The following is an 18,666-nucleotide window of genomic DNA, read 5'->3' on the forward strand; positions in this document are numbered from 1 at the left end:
CAGCAGGCCAAAATGCCGATCAGAGACTTTCCAGAAGAAGCCCAAAACTGGGCCGCCATTCGAATATATCGACGCTCCCGTAAACACCGGAGCGGACGAAGGGATCTCCTGCGCTGAACGCCTCGAACTCGGCGAGCGTTTCGACTTGCGCCATCACGATTGCGGTGGAACCCTTGCCCTCCGCCGGCGGTGCGGAAGGTCCGGACAGCAGGATGCGTATCGCCCCGCCATGCAGATAGGCTTTGTGTTCATCGAGCAATCGGGCGCGTTCGGCAGCCTTGCCGGGGTCGGATACTGCATAGCGGGCAACGATCATCGTCTATTCTCCACCGGCGTCAGCACGAAATCGAAATCGGAGCGCCAGATCGTCCGACGATCGACACGCTCGAAAGGCGCGACCAGGCTGTTTTTGACGCCAAACACGGTATCGGATTCCAGATAAGGATCGTCGCCGACAAAAGTGTGGGTTACCAGCTTCTGATAACCTGAAGCGGTGATCAGGTAATGGGTATGGGCAGGACGGTAGGGATGGCGGCCGAGGGACGTCAACATCTGGCCGACCGGGCCATCATCGGGGATCGGATAGGAAACCGGCTTTATGCCGGCGAAGCTATAGGCTCCATCTGCGCCGGTGACGAAAATGCCCCGGTTGTTCCACTTCGGCTGGATATCCGGCTGCTGGACGTCATAGAAGCCATCGGAATTATCCGACCATACATCGATCCGAGCTCCCTCGATCGGATTGCCGTCAAGATCCAGCACTCGCCCGATGAAGAGACAGCTCTCTCCCTTGCCGTCGAGCGAGATGTTTTCACCCATCTGCCGGATGGGCGCCCCTTCGACATGGAATGGTCCAAACACGGTATTTTCCGTGGCGCCTGGCGGACGCCGGTTGTTGATTGCATCCACCAGCATCGACAGACCCAGCGTATCGCTGAGCAGGATGAACTCCTGCCGCTCGTCATGACAGAGATGGCCGGTGCGGGTCAGGAAGCCGATGGCCAGCTCCCATTCCTCCTGGGTCAGGCTGATGTCCTTGGCAAAGGCATGCAGGTGCTTGACCAGCGACGCCATGACTTCGGCAAGGCGCGGATCAACGCCCCGCCCCATCCGCGAGTTGACGGCTTCCACGGATCTCTCTTCGGTGAAATATTCAGGCACGTGGCCATCCTCCTAAACATTAACGCGGCCGCGAGCCTTCCCAGGCGCTCTGCAACAAAGCCCGGATCGCTTCCCGTTCGATCGGGCGCGGGTTCCAGTAGGGGTTCTGGGCGGCGAGTTCCGCCGCACGGTCCAGATCGGCTTCCTTCATACCCAGATCGCGCAGCGCCAAGGGCGCGCCGATCGAAGCGGCAAAATCATAAAGACCGCTGCCCAGCGAGCCGCCGAAAAGATCGGCAGCCGGTTTTAGCGCATCCGCTGCGGCTACGGCGTTATAGGCAGCAGAATGGGGAAGAATGACAGCATGGGTTTCCGCATGCGGCAGATCGAAGCTACCGCCCAGCGTATGGCAGAGCTTGTGATGCAGCGCCATGCCAACTGCTCCGAGCACCGTGCCGCACAGCCAGGAACCGTAAAGCGCTTCGCTTCGTGATTCGATGTCCCCAGGTCCATTGACAATTTGAGGTAAAGCCTGCTTCAGCGCGCGCAGGCCCTCGACCGCCATCATTGATGAAATGGGATTGCGATCCTGCGCATAGAGACCTTCGAGCGCATGCGCCATTGCATTGAGCCCGCTGCTGACGCTGATGTTGACCGGCAATCCCAATGTCAATTCAGGGTCGTAGATCACCACTTCGGGCAGGATGCCGGGTCCGCGGACCGTCGTCTTCTGCCCATTTTCTGTCTGGCCGAGGATCGGTGTAACCTCCGATCCCGCATAGGTCGTCGCCACCACAATTTGTGGCGCGTCGTTGCGATAGGCGATCGCCTTGCCGAGACCGATCGTCGATCCACCGCCGATGGCGACGACGCAATCGGCGCCGGCTGCGTTGTATGCCGCCATCGCGCGCTCGGTCACATCGACCGGCGTATGCATCGTCGCATCGTGGAATAGTCCCGCCGCAAGCGGACCGAGGGAAGCAGCGATCCGTTCCACCTCCGCTTTCTGGTGCGGGGTCGAAAGGATCAGGGCGCGTTTGCCGCCCTGTCCTGCAATCGCCTCGGCGAGACGGTTCAACGAGCCACTCCCGAAGAAGACCTGGGCCGCGCTGGCCGTGTATCTGAAAGGTGTAACCATGCTATCGATCGAGTTTGAAGAGTGAAACCGCGTTGGTGCGACCGATCTTCAGACGGTCGGCTTCGGAGATGGTCGTGCTGTCGAACCAGTTTGCAGCATGATCGATGTTCTCGAATGGCCAGTCCGTCGAGAACAGAATTCGGTCCGCGCCGATTTCCAGCATAGCATCGATAAGCGATTGCGTGCGGAAGTTCCCCGACGTCGTGATGTAGAAATTCTCGTTGAAATAATCGGCAATCGGGCGTTTGGCCGGATAGCTCTTTTCCACCTTGACCCACGCATTCCGGTTGTCGATGCGCCACATCATGTATGGCAGTCCCTCGCCCATGTGGCCAACGATGATCCGCAAGGCCGGATGTTCGTCAAACAGGCCGGATCCCATCAAGCGTAGCGCATGAACGGCGGTCTCCTGCGCGAACGCCCATGTCGGACCCATCAGCCAGGAATGGCCAGCATAGATCCGGCTGTCCTGCGGCAGCGGGTTGCGCGGATGCAGATAGAAGGGAACGTTGAGTTTTTCGACTTCGGCCCAGAACGGACGGTATTGCGGCAGGTCGTAGTAGAGCGGCGTCGTTCCGTCGCCTTCCTGCGAGAAACCATTAACCAGTGCGCCGACGAAACCCAGCGTCGTCACGCAGCGCTGCAATTCCTGTGTTGCGGCATCCGGATCCTGTAGCGGCAATGCTGCAAATCCCAGGAAGCGGTTCGGGTTCTTAACGCATTGCTCCGCCAGAAAGTCGTTGGCGCGTCGGGAAATCTCCAGGGCCTTTGCCTTATCCGGGATCGCCTGCACGGCCGGAGCGTTGAGCGACAGGATCATTTTCTCGATGCCGTGGGCATCCATCAGCCGCAAACGCTTGTCCTGGATATCCAGAAGACGGGCGGACAGTTCCGTCCAGTAGTCGCCCGGCACGAATCCAGCCGAATCCTGCAGCGTCTCGGGAATGGCGAAATGTTCTTCAAGCGCGATCTTGCCTTGCACGATATGCTCTCTTTCCTGTCTTGAATCGAAATGCTGAGGATGGCGGATCAGAATTGTCCCTTGGGCGGAAGACCGAGCAGTTGCTGGCCGGCCATGGTGCCGACTGCATCCCAGTTCATGGAAATGTGGCGTCCGACGGCATTTGCATCGCGCCAAGCCCGCTGGACGGGGTTGGACATCTGGAGGCCGAGGCCGCCTGTCGATGCATTGAGTGCTTCGACGGCCCGAAGCGCCAGGCTGACCGCAAAGGACTGGCTCCGACGGGCGAGAATCCGATCGTCCTCGGTGATCTCGCCGGTGCCATCCTCGCGGGCCTGGGCCAGTTGCTGTGCCCGGGCAATATCGCGCAGAATGATTTCGCGGGCGGCATCCACGGATGCGGAGGCTTCCGCCACGCGAAGCTGGATCGTCGGAAACTCCGCGATCTTGTTGTTGCCACCGGCAACTGCACCACGTGTCACACGTGTCCCGATCTGGTCGATATAGCTATCCAGTGCGCCCTTCGCCGCACCGACGGCTGCGCTGCCGAGGCAGAACGGAACGCCCATGAGAAGCGGAATGTTGAAAAGCCCGATACCCTTGTAGCCACGTCCCCCCGGCGTTCTGCCGGAGGTCGCATCCGGAAAGCTCAACATGCGGTATTCCGGAACGAAGACATCCTCGAGGATCAGGCTTTTTGAGCCGGTGCCCGCGAGGCCGACCACGTCCCAGGTCTCGGCAATGGCATAATCGCTGGCGGGAACCAGAAGGAACGCCGGCACAGGACGCTCCCCCTCGCCGTTTGGCGGAATGATCGCCGCACAGAGCGCCCATTGGGCATTTTCGCATCCGCTCGCAAAGGCCCAATCGCCGGATAGCCGGAAGCCACCCTCGACGCGTTCCGCCATGCGGACCGGCGCATAGGAACCGCAGAGCAGCGCATCCGGATTGCTGCCCCACACCTCCTGCTGAACCCTTTCATCGAACATGGCAAGGAGCCATTGATGCGCGGAAAGGAGGCCGGCAACCCAGCCGGTGGAGGCGCAGGCCGACGACAGCTCGATATTTGCATCGACAAGCTCGGCAAAGGATCCTTCGTCGCCGCCAAAGCGGGCCGGCTTGACGATATCGAAATAGCCGGCGGAGCGCAGCAGATCGATAGAGCGCGCCGGCACACGGCCGGATTTTTCGGTGTCGCGCGCGCCGGCACGGACTTCGTCCAGCACCGGGGCGATGCGATCTGCAAGACATGCGGTCTTGACCCGCGCCGAGGCGGGAAACAGGGCGGCTGTATTGTTCATGGAACTACCTTCAGTTCTGGGATGCAGGAAGCGCGTGCTGTGGCGCGCAATATTTCGAATTCTCGTACATCAGCGCGATCGTGTCGTCGGAATGGCGTGTATCCACCACCTGCCCGATGAAGATCGTGTGCGTACCATAGGGAACTGCGCCCATGCGGCGGCAGACAACCGAGGCATGAGCGGAATTCAGCACCATCATGCCGCGCTCATGGCGAACCCAATCGGCAGCGTCGAACCGACGCTCAGGCGCAATCTTGCCGCTGAAACCTTCCGATACGGCTGCCTGCCTGTCGGTCAGAATGCTGACTGCGAATTCCGGCACCTCAAGCAGCATGTCATGCAGGTAGGTGCGATTGTTCAGGCAGATGATAAGAGATGGCGGATCCATCGAAAGTGATGTGACGGCGGTGGCCGTCATTCCATGATCCGAACCGTTGCGACAAGCAGAAATGACCGTCACCGTCGCCGGGAAACGGCGCATGGTCGATCGAAACGCATCGCTGATGGGTGCGGGGGCCGGCGCTATATCGAGGGCAGCAGTGGCAGACATGATTTCCTCCCGTGTCTCCTTGGCATCTAGATTATTGCATTTGCAACTATTGTCAATGCAAGTTTATAAATTGGGCGGGAAAATGCTTGCCTTACTCAGCCTTTCTCGACGGCTGAAAGCCAATCGTGTTGTCATTCCGGTAATTTAGGTGCATGTCGGAGAGAGCCCTCAGCAAGCGAAATCCCGCCAGCAGACAGAGACATGTACAAACTTACCGATTCCGTTCCGTATCTTCTCAATCGCGCCGGCGTGCGGATAGCCGAGGTATTCGCGCAGAGAATCGCTGAAGACAATCTCAGCGTGGCGATGTACCGGGTTCTGGCCATGCTCAAGGAGCGCCGGGAAAGCACCCTTGGAGATCTCGCCGACGTTGTCTCTGTCGAGATTTCGACGCTTTCGCGCCTCGTCGGCACACTGGCCAAGCGCAAGCTGGTGTCGAGAACACGTCCGGAAGATAATGGCCGTATCGTCATCGTAAGGCTGACCCCGCAGGGAGAGGCGCTGACGGAAAGGCTCATGCCGCTTGCCGTCGAGCTTGAACGCACCGCGGTTCAGGACATGTCGGACGAGGAGGTCGCAGCACTGAAGAAGGCGCTGCGCCGCATGCACAGCAACCTGCCGGCAATGTCCGGAAAGGGAAAAGTTGCGAGCTGAAAAGTTTGCAGTTGCAAATATTTTATTCGCAAGTATTTAATAGCGTGTCATCGTTGTCTTGACATAGCCCGTTTGCGGGTGAGTCTGGCGCTGGGAGGAACCACGCCGGCAACGATCCAGGAGGGTTTGTACACGGATCGACGCGGACCTGCCGCTGGCAGGAGCGTACTTCCTGTACGCAAATGTATGGGGAGGGAAAATTGGCCATACAAGATCTCGCTATTATCAACGAACGCGTTCGCAGCCCGAATATCATCATCGCCCTTTGCGGTCTGCTGATCCTGTTCGACGGCTACGACCTGATCGTTTACGGCGCAGTCGCGCCGGCGTTGCTCGGTGAAGCCAGTTGGGGCCTGACTCCGGGCATGGTCGGACGGGCTGCCTCCATCACCCTGTTCGGTATGCTGCTGGGCGCTCTCGTTGCCGGAACACTTGCTGACAGGATAGGTCGTCGCAAGGTCATCATCGGCAGTCTGCTGAGCTTTTCCGTGATGATGATCGGCAGCGGTCTTGCGCCGAACTTTCTCGCTTTCGAGGGAACACGCTTTCTCGCCGGCCTGGGGCTTGGAGCTCTTTTTCCGACGGTAACCGCTTTGATCATCGAGTTTTCTCCGCCGAAGCGGAAGGCAATGGCCTATTCGATTGCTCTTCTCGGTTACCTGGCCGGCGGCATCATCTCGGGTATCCTCGGAATGCTGCTGATACAGAAATACGGATGGCGCCCACTGATGATTATTGGCGGTGCACCGATCCTGCTTCTGCCTTTCTTCATCCGCCTCATCCCCGAGTCTCCCGAATGGCTGGCAACAAAGAACCGCCAGACCGAAGCCAACCAGATCGCAAACCAGTACGGGCTGCCCAATCCCGTAGCCAGGCCCGTTGCGTCACGCCAGGTGGGCATCCGCTCGCTGTTTTCCGAAGGTCGCCTGCTGCCGACGTTGAACGCATGGGGCATTCACTTCTGTTCGCTTCTGCTCACATTCGGCATGGTCAATTGGCTTCCGACCATCATGAACAAGATGGGCTATGACCTCGGTTCTGCCCTCCTTTTCTCCGTAACGCTCAATCTCGGAGCGGCCGTCGGCCTCCTGATCGGCGCAAGGATTGCCGACCGCGGAAACGTCAAAATAGTCGTGGCAGGCATGTTTCTTCTCGGAGCCTGCTCGATCTGGTTGCTGACGCAAGTGGATCAGGGCCTCCAGGTTTATGGTCTCGTCGCACTTGCCGGTACGGGAACGATCGGCACGCAGATCCTCGCCAACGTTCTCGTTGGAAACCTCTATCCGGTCGAAATCCGTGGAACCGGCCTTGGCTTCTCGCTCGGCATCGGCCGTATCGGCGGCATGATAGGACCGGCCATCGGCGGTGCGGTTCTGGGTGCGGGCCTGGCTCCGCAGTGGAACTTCTACATCTTCGCATCGGTCGGAGTCTTGGGATGTGTCCTCGCGCTCATGACGTTGCTGTATCGCAAAAAGGCTGATTGACGGCCAGATTGTCGGCAGGTCTTACATCCAGAACCTGCCGGCAATGCAAACCTTGTGAAGCTGATTCCCGATCATAGCCGACGGCTTTACGCGGTCACCGAGGCGAAAGACCGGAAGCGCAAGGACAAGTGGTTTCTGCCGCCGGCACGCTGGCGATCGAGCAGGTCGGCTAAATCGCCTTGGAAAACAAGCTAAATAGTCGACGAAGCAGCCGAGATCCCGTATGCCGCTCATATGTCGATCCGACAGGCAATAGAAAGTCATAACGATGGCAAACTCGCCCCGCAGACCTGTCAATCCAATGGATGCTGCCGAAGCGTTGTTCAAACCCGCGAAGAAGAAGGCGGAGCCAGCGGTTGAGCGGCCGACGCTGCCGAATACAAAGGAGCTTGTTTCGCTCAAGATCGACAGCGATGTCCTTTCCTTTTTCCAGGAAGATGGCCCCGGCTGGCAGGATCGGATCAACGATATATTGCGCGCCGCGATGAAGAACAGGCTCTGACCTGTTGCACCATCTTGTCCGCTACGGGTGGTTGTTGTGATACCGAATGCACTGCAGCGGCTTCTCCGCAGCGGCGTTGTCCATGTTCTCTTCGCCTTTTTGGCAATGGGCAGCTGGGCGGTTTTCGCCAATCGCGCGCACGCCATGCCATTGCCGCTCTATGCCGGCCTTGTGCAGGGTACGATATCCGCCTGCCTGACGCTTTTCCTGAAATCTGTGATCGACTGGCTTTCGAAGCGCTTCGTCGGATCTGCGCGATTTTGGGCGCCGCCTCTCATTGCTTGTCTCGGCTCAGCCAGCATTCTCGTGGCAATTCATGCGGTGACCGGCACACCGGAAATACTCAAGACCATCGCACTTCCGCTGCTCGTATCGACGAGCTACGCGGCAATTTACAATTATTCGATCTCGGCACGACGAGGTTTCGATACATGATGGGAAGGCAGCTGATCCCATTTTGCGGACACTCCTCCTCCGGTGCGCGGTAACAAGCAGTCGCAACTGCTGCAGAAGCAGGGGCGTGTCCGCGCTAGACTGTCACTCCTTCACCGCCCCGGTCATCGATGAGACGTAGTAGTCCACGAAGAACGAGTAGAGGATCACCACCGGGAGCGAGCCGAACAATGCGCCCGCCATCAGTGCTCCCCATTCGAAGACGTCGCCGCGCACCAGTTCGGTCAGCACGCCGACCGGGATGGTTTTGTTTTCCGAGGACTGGATGAAAGTCAGCGCATAGATGAATTCGTTCCAGGACAGTGTGAAGGCGAAGATGCCAGCCGAAATCAGCCCTGGTACTGCGAGCGGCAGAATGATCTTGGTGAGAATCTGCCATCTGTTGGCGCCGTCCACCAGCGCGCTTTCCTCCAGCTCGAATGGGATCGAGCGGAAATAGCCCATCAGCAGCCAGGTGCAGAAGGGAATGAGGAAGGTCGGATAGGTGAAGATCAGCGCCAGCCGCGAGTCGTAGATCCCGAGCTTGAAGACGATGAAGGCAAGCGGGATGAAAAGGATCGACGGTGGCACGAGATAGGCGAGGAAGATGACGAGGCCGACCGAACGGGACCCTGTAAAGCGGACCCGCTCGATGGCATAGGCGCCGAAGACTGACGCCACCAACGAGAGGAAGGTGGAGCAGACCGCGACCAGCATCGTGTTCCACAGCCAGCCCGGATAGGATGTCTCAAGGAACAGGTATTTGATGTGATCGAGCGTTGCTCCCACCACCCAGAAGGGGCTGTAGTTGCTGTAGTCGGTCAGCTGATCGTTCGGCTTCACCGCGGTGATCGCCATCCAGTAGAACGGGAAGAGCAGCACGACGACGAAGACGGCCATCGGCAGGTAGAGCATTACGATCCGCCGCGGCAGGCGGTTCAGATAGCTCATGCCTTCGGCATTGTCGGTCACGACCTGATCGGCGGCGTTTGAATTTATCGACATCATCACTCTCCCTAACCCCAATTTGGCTCTAACCCTGGCCTTAATCCTGGCCGCCCTGTTGCCATTTGCGCCGTTGCAGCCCGAAGAAGCTGAACATGATGGCGCCGAGCAGGAAGGGCACCATGGCGACTGCGATCGCCGCACCTTCACCGAGCTGACCGCCTGGAATGCCGCGCTGGAACGATAGCGTCGCCATCAGATGTGTCGCATTGACGGGTCCGCCCTTGGTCAGCACGTAGATGAGCTGGAAGTCCGTGAAGGTGAAGAGCACCGAGAAGGTCATCACCACGGCGATGATCGGCGTCAGCATCGGCAGCGTCACGTAGCGGAAACGCTGCCAGCTCGTGGCGCCGTCGAGCGAAGCGGCCTCCTGCAGCGACGCCGGAATCGTCTGCAGCCCCGCAAGCAGCGAGATCGCCACGAAGGGAATGCCGCGCCAGACATTGGCGACGATGACGGATATGCGCGCATTGATCGGGTCGCCGAGGAAGTTGATCGGTCCGCTGATCAGCCCGAGCTGCATCAGCGACCAGGAGATGATCGAAAATTGGGAATCGTAGATCCACCAGAAGGCCAGCGCCGAAAGCACCGTCGGCACCACCCAGGGAAGCAGCACGATGGCCCGGAAGAAGGACTTGAACGGCAGGTGCTGATTGAGCAGCATCGCCAGCCAGAGGCCGAGCGCGAATTTCAGCACCGAGGCAACGGAGGTATAGAGAATGGTGTTGAAGACCGACAGCCAGAAGACGCTGTCGTCCATCAGGAACTGGTAGTTCTCCAGCCCGATGAAGATGCCGTCGCGGCCGATCCTCGTATCGGTGAAGCCGAGCCAGACGCCGAGCCCCAGCGGATAGGTGAGAAAGCAGACGAGGAACACCGCCGCCGGCAACATGAACAGGAAGCCCAGCACATTGTTGTTCTGCAGGAGCGAAGAGATCGGCCCGCGTCTATCCTCCGAATTCACCATCGACATTGCTATCTCCCAGATTGCACTTGAACTCCCAGAGGACTTTGCGGCATGCCGAAGCCGGCATGCCGCTTGTTTTGAAGCGCGGCTCAGACGCGATAGTAGCGGTTTGCCCGCCGTTCAGCTTCCTTCATCGCATCCTCGGGCGACATCTGGCCGGTGACGGCGGCCGCATACATGTCGACCAGAACGTAATCGGCCATGGTCGCTGCCGAGGCATAACCGAGTGGGCCGGCATAGCCGTTCGGACGCAGCTTTTCCGAAGCACGTGCATAAGGCGCGTGGATCGGATCGGATGTCCAGATCGGGTTCTTGGCGAAAGCCTTGAGCGGCTGGCAGCAATAGGCGCTTGAGCCCTGGATCCAGGCATTCATCTGGTCGGCTTCCATCATGAACTTGATGTAGGCCTTCGCCGCCTCCGGATACTTCGTATGCTTGAAGAGAAGCAGTGAGCTCGTCTGGAAAAGCTCGACGCTCTGGCCAACCGGGCCGACGGGGAAATTCGTCGTGCGGATGTCCTTGGCGATCTCGGCGAGCTTCGGGTCGTTCTTGGCCGTGTAATAGACCGAGACGCCGTTGGCGATCAGCGACACCTGGCCCGCGAGGAAGGCGCGGTTGTTGTTGACGTCCTGCCAGCTTTCCGTGCCTGGAATGAAGGTCGCATAGAGCTCCTTGGCGTAGTTGATCGACGCCAGCGTTTCCGGGCTGTTGATCGTCACCTTGCCGCCTTCGTCGACCATCTTGCCGCCATGGCTCCAAAGCAGCCAATGGGCGTAGTTGTTGCCGTCGCCGACGGCCTTGCCGTGCGGGAAGCCGGCCGGCGTGCCCTTGGCTTTCATCGCCTTGCAAAGCTCGAGGAAGCCTGCCGTGTCTTTGGGGAACTCGCTGAAGCCGGCTGCTTTCACGTGAGTGTCGCGATAGACCACCGCATTGCCGATTGCCGCCAGCGGCATGGCGATGAAGGTGTCGCCGCGCGCGGCATAGCCCTTCACACCGTCATACCAGCCGCCATATTTGTTGCCGAGATAGTTGGCGAGTTCGGTCAGGTCGACCAGCTTGTCGGGATACTGGTGAGCGTCATCGAACCAGCACATGATGAGGTCCGGGCCGGAGCCGACATTGGCCGCGACGGCAGCCTTCGGGCGGATATCTTCCCAGCTTTCCTTGTCGATGCGCACCTCGACGCCGGTCGCTTCGGTGAACTTCTTTGTGTTGGCAAGCCATGCCTCCTCGTCGCCCTTGACGAAAGGTGTCCAGCGCAGCAGCCGCAGGCTGGCGCCGCTTTCCGGCGTGTAGGTCGGTTCAGCCTGCGCGAGGGATGGCCGAATGCCGAGGCCAGCGGCGCCGGCAACGGCAGCCGAGGCGGCAAGAAAGTCACGTCTCTTAAACCTCATGATATTCCTCCTCTTCAAAAAAGCGGGCGCGAACTCCCCGCCATTCACCTCCCGCTTGGTGAACGACGGTCCTTGCATCCCCGAAACGGGGTGCTGCCGGCCTGCGGGCGACGGGGGCTCCTCCGCCCCGCGCAGCCGCCGGACGGCGTCAGTCGGTCAATCTCCGGCCGCTCTCGGCATCGAAGAGATGAACATGCGCGGCGTCGATCGCAACGCGCAGGGTCTCGCCCGGCCGCGCGCTGACGCGTTCGCGGAAGACGCAGCTGAGATCGCTGCCGCCGAGCCTGAGAATAAGATGCGTCTCGTAGCCGGTCGGCTCGATCACCACGATTTCACCGGGCAGGCCATTGGCATCGAGCAGGATGTATTCCGGGCGAAGCCCGTAGACGAGGTCGCGCCCCAGGGCGTCGGCAGGCGGATTGGCAACCGGCAGCGCCGTGCCGTCCGGCGCCTTGAAACTTGTCGGGTTTTCGGGGTCGAGCCTGCCCTTGATCATGTTCATCGCCGGCGAGCCGATGAACCCGCCAACGAAGAGATTGGCCGGCTTATCGTAAAGCTCGAGCGGCGTGCCGATCTGCTCGACAACGCCGTCATGCATGACCACGATCTTGTCGGCCATGGTCATGGCCTCGATCTGGTCATGGGTGACGTAGACCGTCGTCGTTTTCAGCCGCTGGTGCAGTTCCTTGATTTCGGCGCGCATGGCGACGCGCAGCTTCGCATCGAGGTTGGATAGCGGTTCGTCGAACAGGAAGACTTCCGGATCGCGGACGATCGCCCGCCCCATGGCGACACGCTGGCGCTGGCCGCCGGAAAGCTGGCGCGGATAGCGGTCGAGCAATTTGTCGAGACCGAGGATGCCGGCGGCATATTTCACCCGCTTCTCGGCTTCCGCCTTCGGCGCCTTGTTCAGCATCAGCGAGAAACCCATGTTCTCCTGTACCGTCATATGCGGATAGAGCGCATAGTTCTGGAACACCATGGCGATGTCGCGGTCCTTGGGCGGCAGCGTGTTGACCACGCGCCCGCCGATCTTGATCTCGCCGCCGGAAATATTCTCAAGTCCCGCCAGCATCCGCAGAAGAGTGGATTTTCCACAACCCGACGGGCCGACCAGGATCACGAACTCCCCGTCGGCAATGTCGATATCCACGCCTTTGATCACCGGAAATGCTCCGAATGATTTCCGCACATCCGCGAATTGAACGCCTGCCATACCCACTCCTCCCAGAAATCGAGCGCTACATGCTATGTATTCGTATTTTCGTATATCTTGCCGGCGGCCCTATCTTCTCAAGTCCTTCTGCCGCCGCAATCCCGCATATGCGGGTGTGCCCGGGCGGTACTCTCCTCCTATGGGGCGGTTTCAGCCCAGCTCAACCTCATCCGGACGCACCCGGAGCGTCTTCGGCGAGGTAGACCTCGATCAACTCGTCCACCGTGGTTTCGGCGACGAAACCCAGTTGCGTCGCGCGTTCGGGCGTAAAGGACTTCGGCCATCCGGCGACGATCCCCTCAATGACCTCGTCGCGGCGACGATCGATCAACTCCGCCGCCTCGGAACCGGCAGCACGCCGCAAGGCGGCAATCTGGTCGGCAACGGTAGCGGCGACGCCCGGCATGGTGAGCGTGCGCCGGACACCCAGCGCCGCCGTGTCGAGCGTCGCAGCATGGATCAGGAACTTGATGGCGGAACGCGGGCTTGCCAACCAGTGCTTGACCGTTTCTTCGACCGGAAGAACGGCCCGCTGGCCTGCAAGCGGTTCACGCAGGATTCCGGAAAAGAATCCCGATGCGGCGGCATTCGGCGCACCCGGCCGGATCACGATGGTCGGCAACCGAATTCCGACGCCGTCGATAAAACCGCGCCGCGAATAGTCGGCAAGCAGAAGCTCGGAAATCGCCTTCTGGACTCCGTAGCTGGTGAGAGGTGCGAGCACATAATCATCGGGAATCGGATCGGGAAACGGCGAGCCATAGACCGCGATCGACGAGGAGAATACGAACCGGGGAACATAGGCTTGGCGGCTTCCTTCCCGGCGGATCGCTTCCAACAGCAATCGCGTGCCGTCGAGATTGACCTTGTAGCCGAGGTCGAAATTGCGCTCGGCTTCACCGGAAACGATCGCGGCGAGATGGAAGATCACGTCGGCCCGGCGAGCCGCCAGGGCTTCCGCTGCGCCGCTTTCGGAAATATCGGCAGCCAGCGCTTCCGCCGGCACGGAGACGTCGGCGGGCACAGGCGGAGGCGTTACATCCACAAGCGTCATGCGCGTGATTGTATCGCCGCCGAGTGACCCGCTGCGCCCCAGTGTGGCGGCGAGCTTCCGGCCGATCATTCCTCCCGCCCCGATAATGAGAATATGCATCGTGTTTCGCCTCCCTGCGAACTACGAGAAGAGTAACTTGGTCGTCGTATAAATACGGGTTTCGTGGATTGCGAAGGCCGCGGCCGCGGCATCCGGGTCCCGCGTCTCCAAACCAGCGAGGATCAACCGGTGATCGGCGATGCTCGTGGCGATACTCCCGGGCTGCGATACGACGCGCCTTCGGTGGCTCAGAAGATAGGAATAGAGGTCGGCGGCCATATCAGCCAGCACCGCGTTGCCGCTGGAACGGTAGATAGCGGTGTGAAATTCCCGGTCACATATCAAAAAACGAACAGGATCGTCACAGGCGGCCTCCTGCGCTGCGATCGACTTGCGGAGATAATCAAAAGTTGAAGGCTCCATCTTGAGCGCGGCAGCCCTGACGACCTGTGCTTCGATAAGAAGCCGGGCCTCATGAACATTGTCGAGACTGTAGGCCGCGATGTCGCGATACCGCGCAGCCTGGACGGCCAATTCGCCGACGTCCTCCGATGCCACCACTGTGCGCGTTCCGTGCACAACCGAGAGAATCCCATGGGTGGAAAGGATCAGGATCGCCCCACGGACGGTCTCGCGGCTGACCGAGAGTGCGGAGGCGAGCTCCCGTTCGCTGGGCAGCGGGTCGCCGGCTTTGAGGATGCCGGTGGCGATGAAGGTCGCAATCTTCTGGACGACGAAGTCTTTTATCGACTTCTTCGGCGCTCCACCGAGCGCCGCAACGTCGTCTTCGAGCATCGCTCGAACGTCCATTGCTTTTTCCTCCCCACGCTCAGGTCTACTGGTCCGGTAAGTGGACCAGTAGACCTGAGCAAAAGAGGATTGTCAACGCATGATGGCACGCGATCTACCCAACCGTTATTTGGAGCAGTTTTGTGAATGGCAATATCAGCACGCCGAGAAAACCAGCTGATCACAGTGCCGGACGGACTGTAGTCCGATAACGCTCAAGCCACTTTGGAGACTTTCCCGAGGAGCTTGATCGCCTGTTCCAGCGGACGCTTGCCGTCACTGTAATCTTCCCAGGCGGAAGATTTTGACAGCAGGCCGGAACGGTGCGCGGGCGCCGGCGGCTCCGCGGTCATCGACGTCGGAGGCTTTCTGGGTATCGGCGCGAAGCCTGTTGCAGTTCCGATCTTGGATCTTGAGTTCATGCGCGATGAAGACGGCGACGTTCATGCCTTTACGAGCTGGACCAAGGACGAGCTCAAGCAGATGCCCGTGTACCGCGACTGAGCGTAATCATATGATGCCTTCCGTCCTGGCGTAGTCGTTGACGCTGCAGAGCGGAAGGTCCATCTACTCGTACATGGCAAAACCCAAGACCACCGACGATGCGGAGCTGATCAAGGAGTGGCCCCTATCGACCGCAGCCACGCTCGGATCATCCGTTCGCGCGAAGGGGATTCTGCTGGAAATTCGCGCACGTCTGCCTTTGGCGGTGAGAAAGTCGCTCGAAATCGAGGCGGGTGCTCTGACATTGGCGATGGCTGAAACGGCGAAGAGTGCGTTCCGTGCTGCTTCGTCAGTCGTTTCCAACGCGCTCGAAGACATCGAAAGCCTGCCTGTGATCCCCCGTGAAATCCAGGATATCCTGACGATCTCTACTACCGAGAGACATCGCTGGCTCAGCGACGGGCGATTGCCCAGTGCAGGAACCCGCACGGTGAAGCTGCGTGGGCGGGCGAGGAAAATTACCTTCCACGTATTCGACCCGCGCGTGGTGGAGGACATCCTCGACCAAGACCTGGTGACAGTCTGGCGCGAAGAGGATGCTGAAGCTACGGCCGAGAAACGACGACGGGCAGCCTTGAAAGCGAAGTTGACGCGTTCGCTGAAGACCAAGGCCAAGACCCCTTCCAAGCCTGATGCCGCCCCCGACGATGCGTCACGTTCGAAACCTCTCGGCTGGGAAGAGTTCAGTCGCGATGGGTTGCTCCGCTAAGGCGGCGGAACCTCTGCAACGCAGTCTTCGATCCCTTCCCAATAGTCGCCGAAGGCATTTCGGCGACCGGGCACACAATGCGTGACTCCATCCCTCGTCTCACCGATGTCCTTCGTTCTAAGGCTGGAGACACTTTTCGGCGGCTTCAATCCGCAACTCTGTCTAACGGTGTCGATCCGCTGATCACTTCTCGCAAAGCTTGGCCAAGTTCTTCTCCAGACTTCGCCGGAGGGCGCCAGAGATTTCAGTCTCAAGTCCTTTGACGATGTCGCCGAACCTGCCACCGGTCTTCACGATCTCGATGGAGGTCTCGGTCATCTTGCAGGTCGTAAGGTCGACCTTCAGCCGAACCTCAGCGGTCGCTGAAAACCCTCCTTCTACCAGCGCTTCGTCCGAGGTCTTGCAAGCAAGCGTGCCGCGGGCGCTCGCCTCCGCGGTGCTGCCATTCACCGACAATTGCAGGTTTTCGATCTTCACGGAATCGAGCTTGTCGACGCCTACCTCCACACCGATGCCGAAGCTCGATACCTTGGTCTTCAACGACCTGCATGGCTGCGCATCTCCGATGGCCCTCTCCAGGGCATTCGGTGCCTGTGCGTTGGCGAAGGAGCATAGCTGGAGGAGAGAGACTCCTGCAGCTAGCAGGCCTAAACAATTCCGCATCGCTCTCCCATCTCCCTGGATTTCATGCAGGTGCCTCTGAATGATAGGGCGGGATCGGTCTGCGGGAAAGGCAATGACGGTTGCCCGACCATGACCGTCGCACAATGAACTTAGACGTCAAATATTGTCTAACGACCGATGGAAACTACGTCGTTTGCAGTACGAGCTCGTGGCCGCGGCGAATGGCGAGCCACATCCCTCGCATTGAGATCCGATTATCTGCCCTGAAAGATCCTGTGTCGTCTTTCGAGCCACTCGTCGATCTTCCCGCGACTGTTTCGGAAACTGTAAGCACAGGAACCGCATCTCTGCGGATCGCTCTTAGAACACTGATCTGTTCGAAAGAAAGTGATGGTCTTTCAGACCGGTATTGGCTTCATGAGCGGCGACTGTGTTCAGGAACCGGTCGAGCATCGAGTTGAAGCTCTCCGGCCTTTCCCAGAAAGGCGCGTGGCCAGCACCTTCCACTACATGCGCTTTGCCTTCGAAGAGCAACTGGATGTTCAGGCCCGAAAAATAGCTGAGTTTGACAAAGGGGTCATAAAATCCATTCACAAAAGCAATGGGTATATCTGCCTGTTCGACGGTGCGGCGCTGATCCACCCCCTGCCCCCGCAACATTGCGCGAGAAAAAACGCTCCTTAGTCTCCCGTCTGCGCGCGCTATAGCATCGCGAAAGGAGGGGTTGCTCGTGTCTCCAAAGCAAAGAGACTGAAACCGCTCCACGTCACGCGACGTAAAGTTCTCTTTTGATGCCAGAAGAACATCAAATGATGGATGGAATCCCCGCAGCATTCCGAGGAGACCGCTGGGGACCGGTGGCGTGCCGCACAACATCAGGCCCGAAATGCCGTTGCCGCTGCCCGCCATCTCAATCGCGACGTGACCGCCAAGCGACCATCCGAGCACGGGAAAGCGATGAAGCCCCAGGCGGGCTGCCACCTCTCCTATGCAGTCGGCAAGACCGGTGACAGTGTAAGTTGACTGCGGATCTCGAGCGTCGCTCGATTCGCCATGTCCCGGAAGATCGAGCGCAATCAGACGCCAATTCCGGGACAAATGGCTGTGTAGTTGCCGTGAAAAGACCGTCCGTGAGCTGCCGGAACCGTGTATCATAACCAGTGGTGCAGCGCCATCGATAGTGTCACTGATGCGTACAGCGCCGTGGCTGGTGTCGATTGTACAGTGAAATACGTCCATAAGCTGCGACCCCTAAAGCGCAGCCAAAATCTTGCACAAAAATATCTACGGCAGGTGCATGATCATCGTAAACCAGATCTAAACCAGGCCGTGCAATCACGACACGTTTCGGTGCGGTTACGTATCATACATCAATCATTTGCCTTGGCGTTTTATACGGGTTAGGTCTGTCGCAGCAGCAATTGTAACCAACCTTTCAAGCTGGGTATCGAGATGCAATTTCTTCTGGACTTCATTATTTCGATCACCAGCCTGACTATCGTCGGGTCCTACGCGTGGTCGTTGCGAGGCCACTTCAACTCACCGAAGATGGAAGCCGGAGCAAAGCTGATCACCGTCGGCGTCATCGCGACGACGGCGTTTTTCCTGTACCTGGTTTGGTCCGAGACGCAGATGCTGTGGGTACAGGTAGTAGGACTGGGATTTGAAATCGGGTCGGCGGGCTTGTTCTGGTGGGCGGTGTCGGCGTCGCGAGAGGCCAGGTTGCGCTTTGTGTTCACCCTCGATCATCCAGATAGTCTTGTCACCGACGGTCCCTATCGCTACCTGCGGCACCCTTTTTACACGTCCTACCTGCTCTTCTGGTCGGGGTGGGCGCTGGCATCTTGGTCGATATGGTCGATCCTGCCGGTCTTATTTTTTACGGTTGTCTACGTGATTGCAGCCCGCAATGAGGAGAGGAAGTTCTCCCTATCACCGCTGGCATCCGAATATGAAGCCTATCGGCGCAAGACGGGCTTGCTGACACCGTGGTTCGATTGGCGGTAAACCCGCCTCCGAGGGAGGGTACGCATGGTGGAACCGCGTCAGACGCGATGAAGTAGTACCACGAGGCAGCGGCCCGATAGGCGACTGACCTCTCGACGATGCGATACAGCAATCAGCGTCGAAAGCCTCCGACCGATGGACTTTTCGGACTGCTCCACGGAAACTGTCGATCGTGGCCAGGCGAGTGTCGTTGCCTGCAACAAATCCAACTTCAACACCACGGCATTAATCCGAC

Annotated in this window: 20 protein-coding genes and 1 pseudogene; 7 read left to right on the plus strand and 14 right to left on the minus strand. The window is 59.3% G+C overall.

Going from position 1 to position 18,666, the window contains the following annotated elements; translation table 11 throughout:
- Window positions 1-19: 19 nt before the first annotated feature.
- Genes HX899_RS16310 through HX899_RS16335 form a run of 6 tightly spaced genes read right to left on the minus strand, consistent with a single transcriptional unit; the run spans window position 20 to window position 5,051 of the window.
- The gene (locus tag HX899_RS16310; protein ID WP_181292837.1) at window positions 20-316 is read right to left on the minus strand and encodes a YciI family protein; all 297 of its coding nucleotides are present in this window, start codon (window positions 314-316) and stop codon (window positions 20-22) included.
- On the minus strand, window positions 313-1,161 hold the full coding sequence (locus tag HX899_RS16315) for an intradiol ring-cleavage dioxygenase (protein WP_181292838.1): 849 nt from the start codon (window positions 1,159-1,161) through the stop codon (window positions 313-315). The genes HX899_RS16310 and HX899_RS16315 overlap by 4 nt, the downstream gene beginning before the upstream one ends.
- 19 nt (window positions 1,162-1,180) lie before the next feature.
- Complete coding sequence (locus HX899_RS16320; protein WP_181292839.1) at window positions 1,181-2,239, minus strand: maleylacetate reductase; 1,059 nt, start codon at window positions 2,237-2,239, stop codon at window positions 1,181-1,183.
- 1 nt (window position 2,240) lies between these two features.
- Window positions 2,241-3,221, minus strand: coding sequence for a gamma-resorcylate decarboxylase (tsdA, locus tag HX899_RS16325; RefSeq protein WP_181292840.1), 981 nt, complete (start codon window positions 3,219-3,221; stop codon window positions 2,241-2,243).
- A gap of 47 nt (window positions 3,222-3,268) precedes the next feature.
- Window positions 3,269-4,501 (minus strand): flavin-dependent monooxygenase, encoded by a 1,233-nt coding sequence (locus HX899_RS16330; protein ID WP_181292841.1) that lies wholly within the window; start codon window positions 4,499-4,501, stop codon window positions 3,269-3,271.
- A 10-nt stretch (window positions 4,502-4,511) separates the two neighbouring features.
- The gene (locus HX899_RS16335; RefSeq protein WP_138333008.1) at window positions 4,512-5,051 is read right to left on the minus strand and encodes a flavin reductase family protein; all 540 of its coding nucleotides are present in this window, start codon (window positions 5,049-5,051) and stop codon (window positions 4,512-4,514) included.
- A gap of 201 nt (window positions 5,052-5,252) precedes the next feature.
- On the opposite strand from HX899_RS16335, the gene HX899_RS16340 reads away from it, so the two are divergent.
- The 4 genes from HX899_RS16340 to HX899_RS16355 all read left to right on the plus strand — a co-directional run bounded on the left by HX899_RS16340 (window position 5,253) and on the right by HX899_RS16355 (window position 8,126).
- Window positions 5,253-5,705, plus strand: a complete 453-nt coding sequence (locus tag HX899_RS16340) for a MarR family winged helix-turn-helix transcriptional regulator (RefSeq protein ID WP_003562469.1) — start codon at window positions 5,253-5,255, stop codon at window positions 5,703-5,705.
- Between the two features lie 182 nt (window positions 5,706-5,887).
- Window positions 5,888-7,189 (plus strand): aromatic acid/H+ symport family MFS transporter, encoded by a 1,302-nt coding sequence (locus tag HX899_RS16345; protein ID WP_171597935.1) that lies wholly within the window; start codon window positions 5,888-5,890, stop codon window positions 7,187-7,189.
- A 268-nt stretch (window positions 7,190-7,457) separates the two neighbouring features.
- On the plus strand, window positions 7,458-7,691 hold the full coding sequence (locus HX899_RS16350) for a BrnA antitoxin family protein (protein WP_029871604.1): 234 nt from the start codon (window positions 7,458-7,460) through the stop codon (window positions 7,689-7,691).
- 27 nt (window positions 7,692-7,718) lie between these two features.
- On the plus strand, window positions 7,719-8,126 hold the full coding sequence (locus HX899_RS16355; protein WP_171597933.1) for a hypothetical protein: 408 nt from the start codon (window positions 7,719-7,721) through the stop codon (window positions 8,124-8,126).
- A 102-nt stretch (window positions 8,127-8,228) separates the two neighbouring features.
- Here HX899_RS16355 and HX899_RS16360 read toward each other — a convergent pair whose 3' ends face one another.
- The 6 genes from HX899_RS16360 to HX899_RS16385 all read right to left on the minus strand — a co-directional run bounded on the left by HX899_RS16360 (window position 8,229) and on the right by HX899_RS16385 (window position 14,608).
- Window positions 8,229-9,128 (minus strand): carbohydrate ABC transporter permease, encoded by a 900-nt coding sequence (locus tag HX899_RS16360; RefSeq protein ID WP_003550790.1) that lies wholly within the window; start codon window positions 9,126-9,128, stop codon window positions 8,229-8,231.
- Window positions 9,129-9,168: 40 nt separating this feature from the next.
- A complete protein-coding gene (locus HX899_RS16365; RefSeq protein WP_003550789.1) occupies window positions 9,169-10,101 on the minus strand; it encodes a carbohydrate ABC transporter permease in 933 nt (310 codons plus the stop codon).
- An 83-nt stretch (window positions 10,102-10,184) separates the two neighbouring features.
- A complete protein-coding gene (locus HX899_RS16370) occupies window positions 10,185-11,489 on the minus strand; it encodes an ABC transporter substrate-binding protein (RefSeq protein ID WP_138333012.1) in 1,305 nt (434 codons plus the stop codon).
- A gap of 148 nt (window positions 11,490-11,637) precedes the next feature.
- On the minus strand, window positions 11,638-12,705 hold the full coding sequence (locus tag HX899_RS16375; RefSeq protein ID WP_138333013.1) for an ABC transporter ATP-binding protein: 1,068 nt from the start codon (window positions 12,703-12,705) through the stop codon (window positions 11,638-11,640).
- A 166-nt stretch (window positions 12,706-12,871) separates the two neighbouring features.
- On the minus strand, window positions 12,872-13,858 hold the full coding sequence (gene denD / locus HX899_RS16380; RefSeq protein ID WP_138388947.1) for a D-erythronate dehydrogenase: 987 nt from the start codon (window positions 13,856-13,858) through the stop codon (window positions 12,872-12,874).
- A 21-nt stretch (window positions 13,859-13,879) separates the two neighbouring features.
- Entirely contained in the window at window positions 13,880-14,608 is a 729-nt protein-coding gene (locus tag HX899_RS16385; protein WP_138333017.1) for a FadR/GntR family transcriptional regulator, read from the minus strand.
- Window positions 14,609-14,917: 309 nt separating this feature from the next.
- On the opposite strand from HX899_RS16385, the pseudogene HX899_RS35110 reads away from it, so the two are divergent.
- Both HX899_RS35110 and HX899_RS16390 read left to right on the plus strand, forming a co-directional pair.
- A pseudogene (locus tag HX899_RS35110) lies at window positions 14,918-15,091 on the plus strand (PRC-barrel domain containing protein); the annotation flags it as partial.
- A gap of 73 nt (window positions 15,092-15,164) precedes the next feature.
- Window positions 15,165-15,800 carry a hypothetical protein gene (locus HX899_RS16390; protein WP_138389001.1) on the plus strand — a complete coding sequence of 212 codons (636 nt, stop codon included), beginning with the start codon at window positions 15,165-15,167 and terminating at the stop codon, window positions 15,798-15,800.
- A gap of 183 nt (window positions 15,801-15,983) precedes the next feature.
- On the opposite strand, the gene HX899_RS16395 is transcribed toward HX899_RS16390, so the two are convergent.
- A complete protein-coding gene (locus tag HX899_RS16395; RefSeq protein ID WP_181292842.1) occupies window positions 15,984-16,463 on the minus strand; it encodes a hypothetical protein in 480 nt (159 codons plus the stop codon).
- Between the two features lie 321 nt (window positions 16,464-16,784).
- Window positions 16,785-17,663, minus strand: coding sequence for an alpha/beta fold hydrolase (locus tag HX899_RS16400; RefSeq protein WP_181292843.1), 879 nt, complete (start codon window positions 17,661-17,663; stop codon window positions 16,785-16,787).
- Window positions 17,664-17,876: 213 nt separating this feature from the next.
- Here HX899_RS16400 and HX899_RS16405 point away from each other — a divergent pair, with 213 nt between their 5' ends.
- Complete coding sequence (locus tag HX899_RS16405) at window positions 17,877-18,431, plus strand: isoprenylcysteine carboxylmethyltransferase family protein (RefSeq protein ID WP_138333022.1); 555 nt, start codon at window positions 17,877-17,879, stop codon at window positions 18,429-18,431.
- Window positions 18,432-18,666: the final 235 nt, after the last annotated feature.

It is taken from the genome of Rhizobium sp. WYCCWR 11146, assembly GCF_013591995.1.
GTDB classification, from domain to species: Bacteria; Pseudomonadota; Alphaproteobacteria; order Rhizobiales; family Rhizobiaceae; genus Rhizobium; species Rhizobium indicum.

Coding starts and splice junctions, on each gene's coding strand:
- HX899_RS16310 (WP_181292837.1), bottom strand. CDS start 316: ATGATCGTTGCCCGCTATGCAGTATCCGACCCCGGCAAGGCTGCCGAA.
- HX899_RS16320 (WP_181292839.1), bottom strand. CDS start 2,239: ATGGTTACACCTTTCAGATACACGGCCAGCGCGGCCCAGGTCTTCTTC.
- HX899_RS16330 (WP_181292841.1), bottom strand. CDS start 4,501: ATGAACAATACAGCCGCCCTGTTTCCCGCCTCGGCGCGGGTCAAGACC.
- HX899_RS16335 (WP_138333008.1), bottom strand. CDS start 5,051: ATGTCTGCCACTGCTGCCCTCGATATAGCGCCGGCCCCCGCACCCATC.
- HX899_RS16340 (WP_003562469.1), top strand. CDS start 5,253: ATGTACAAACTTACCGATTCCGTTCCGTATCTTCTCAATCGCGCCGGC.
- HX899_RS16345 (WP_171597935.1), top strand. CDS start 5,888: ATGTATGGGGAGGGAAAATTGGCCATACAAGATCTCGCTATTATCAAC.
- HX899_RS16350 (WP_029871604.1), top strand. CDS start 7,458: ATGGCAAACTCGCCCCGCAGACCTGTCAATCCAATGGATGCTGCCGAA.
- HX899_RS16360 (WP_003550790.1), bottom strand. CDS start 9,128: ATGTCGATAAATTCAAACGCCGCCGATCAGGTCGTGACCGACAATGCC.
- HX899_RS16365 (WP_003550789.1), bottom strand. CDS start 10,101: ATGTCGATGGTGAATTCGGAGGATAGACGCGGGCCGATCTCTTCGCTC.
- HX899_RS16370 (WP_138333012.1), bottom strand. CDS start 11,489: ATGAGGTTTAAGAGACGTGACTTTCTTGCCGCCTCGGCTGCCGTTGCC.
- HX899_RS16375 (WP_138333013.1), bottom strand. CDS start 12,705: ATGGCAGGCGTTCAATTCGCGGATGTGCGGAAATCATTCGGAGCATTT.
- denD (WP_138388947.1), bottom strand. CDS start 13,858: ATGCATATTCTCATTATCGGGGCGGGAGGAATGATCGGCCGGAAGCTC.
- HX899_RS16385 (WP_138333017.1), bottom strand. CDS start 14,608: ATGGACGTTCGAGCGATGCTCGAAGACGACGTTGCGGCGCTCGGTGGA.
- HX899_RS16390 (WP_138389001.1), top strand. CDS start 15,165: ATGGCAAAACCCAAGACCACCGACGATGCGGAGCTGATCAAGGAGTGG.
- HX899_RS16395 (WP_181292842.1), bottom strand. CDS start 16,463: ATGCGGAATTGTTTAGGCCTGCTAGCTGCAGGAGTCTCTCTCCTCCAG.
- HX899_RS16400 (WP_181292843.1), bottom strand. CDS start 17,663: ATGGACGTATTTCACTGTACAATCGACACCAGCCACGGCGCTGTACGC.
- HX899_RS16405 (WP_138333022.1), top strand. CDS start 17,877: ATGCAATTTCTTCTGGACTTCATTATTTCGATCACCAGCCTGACTATC.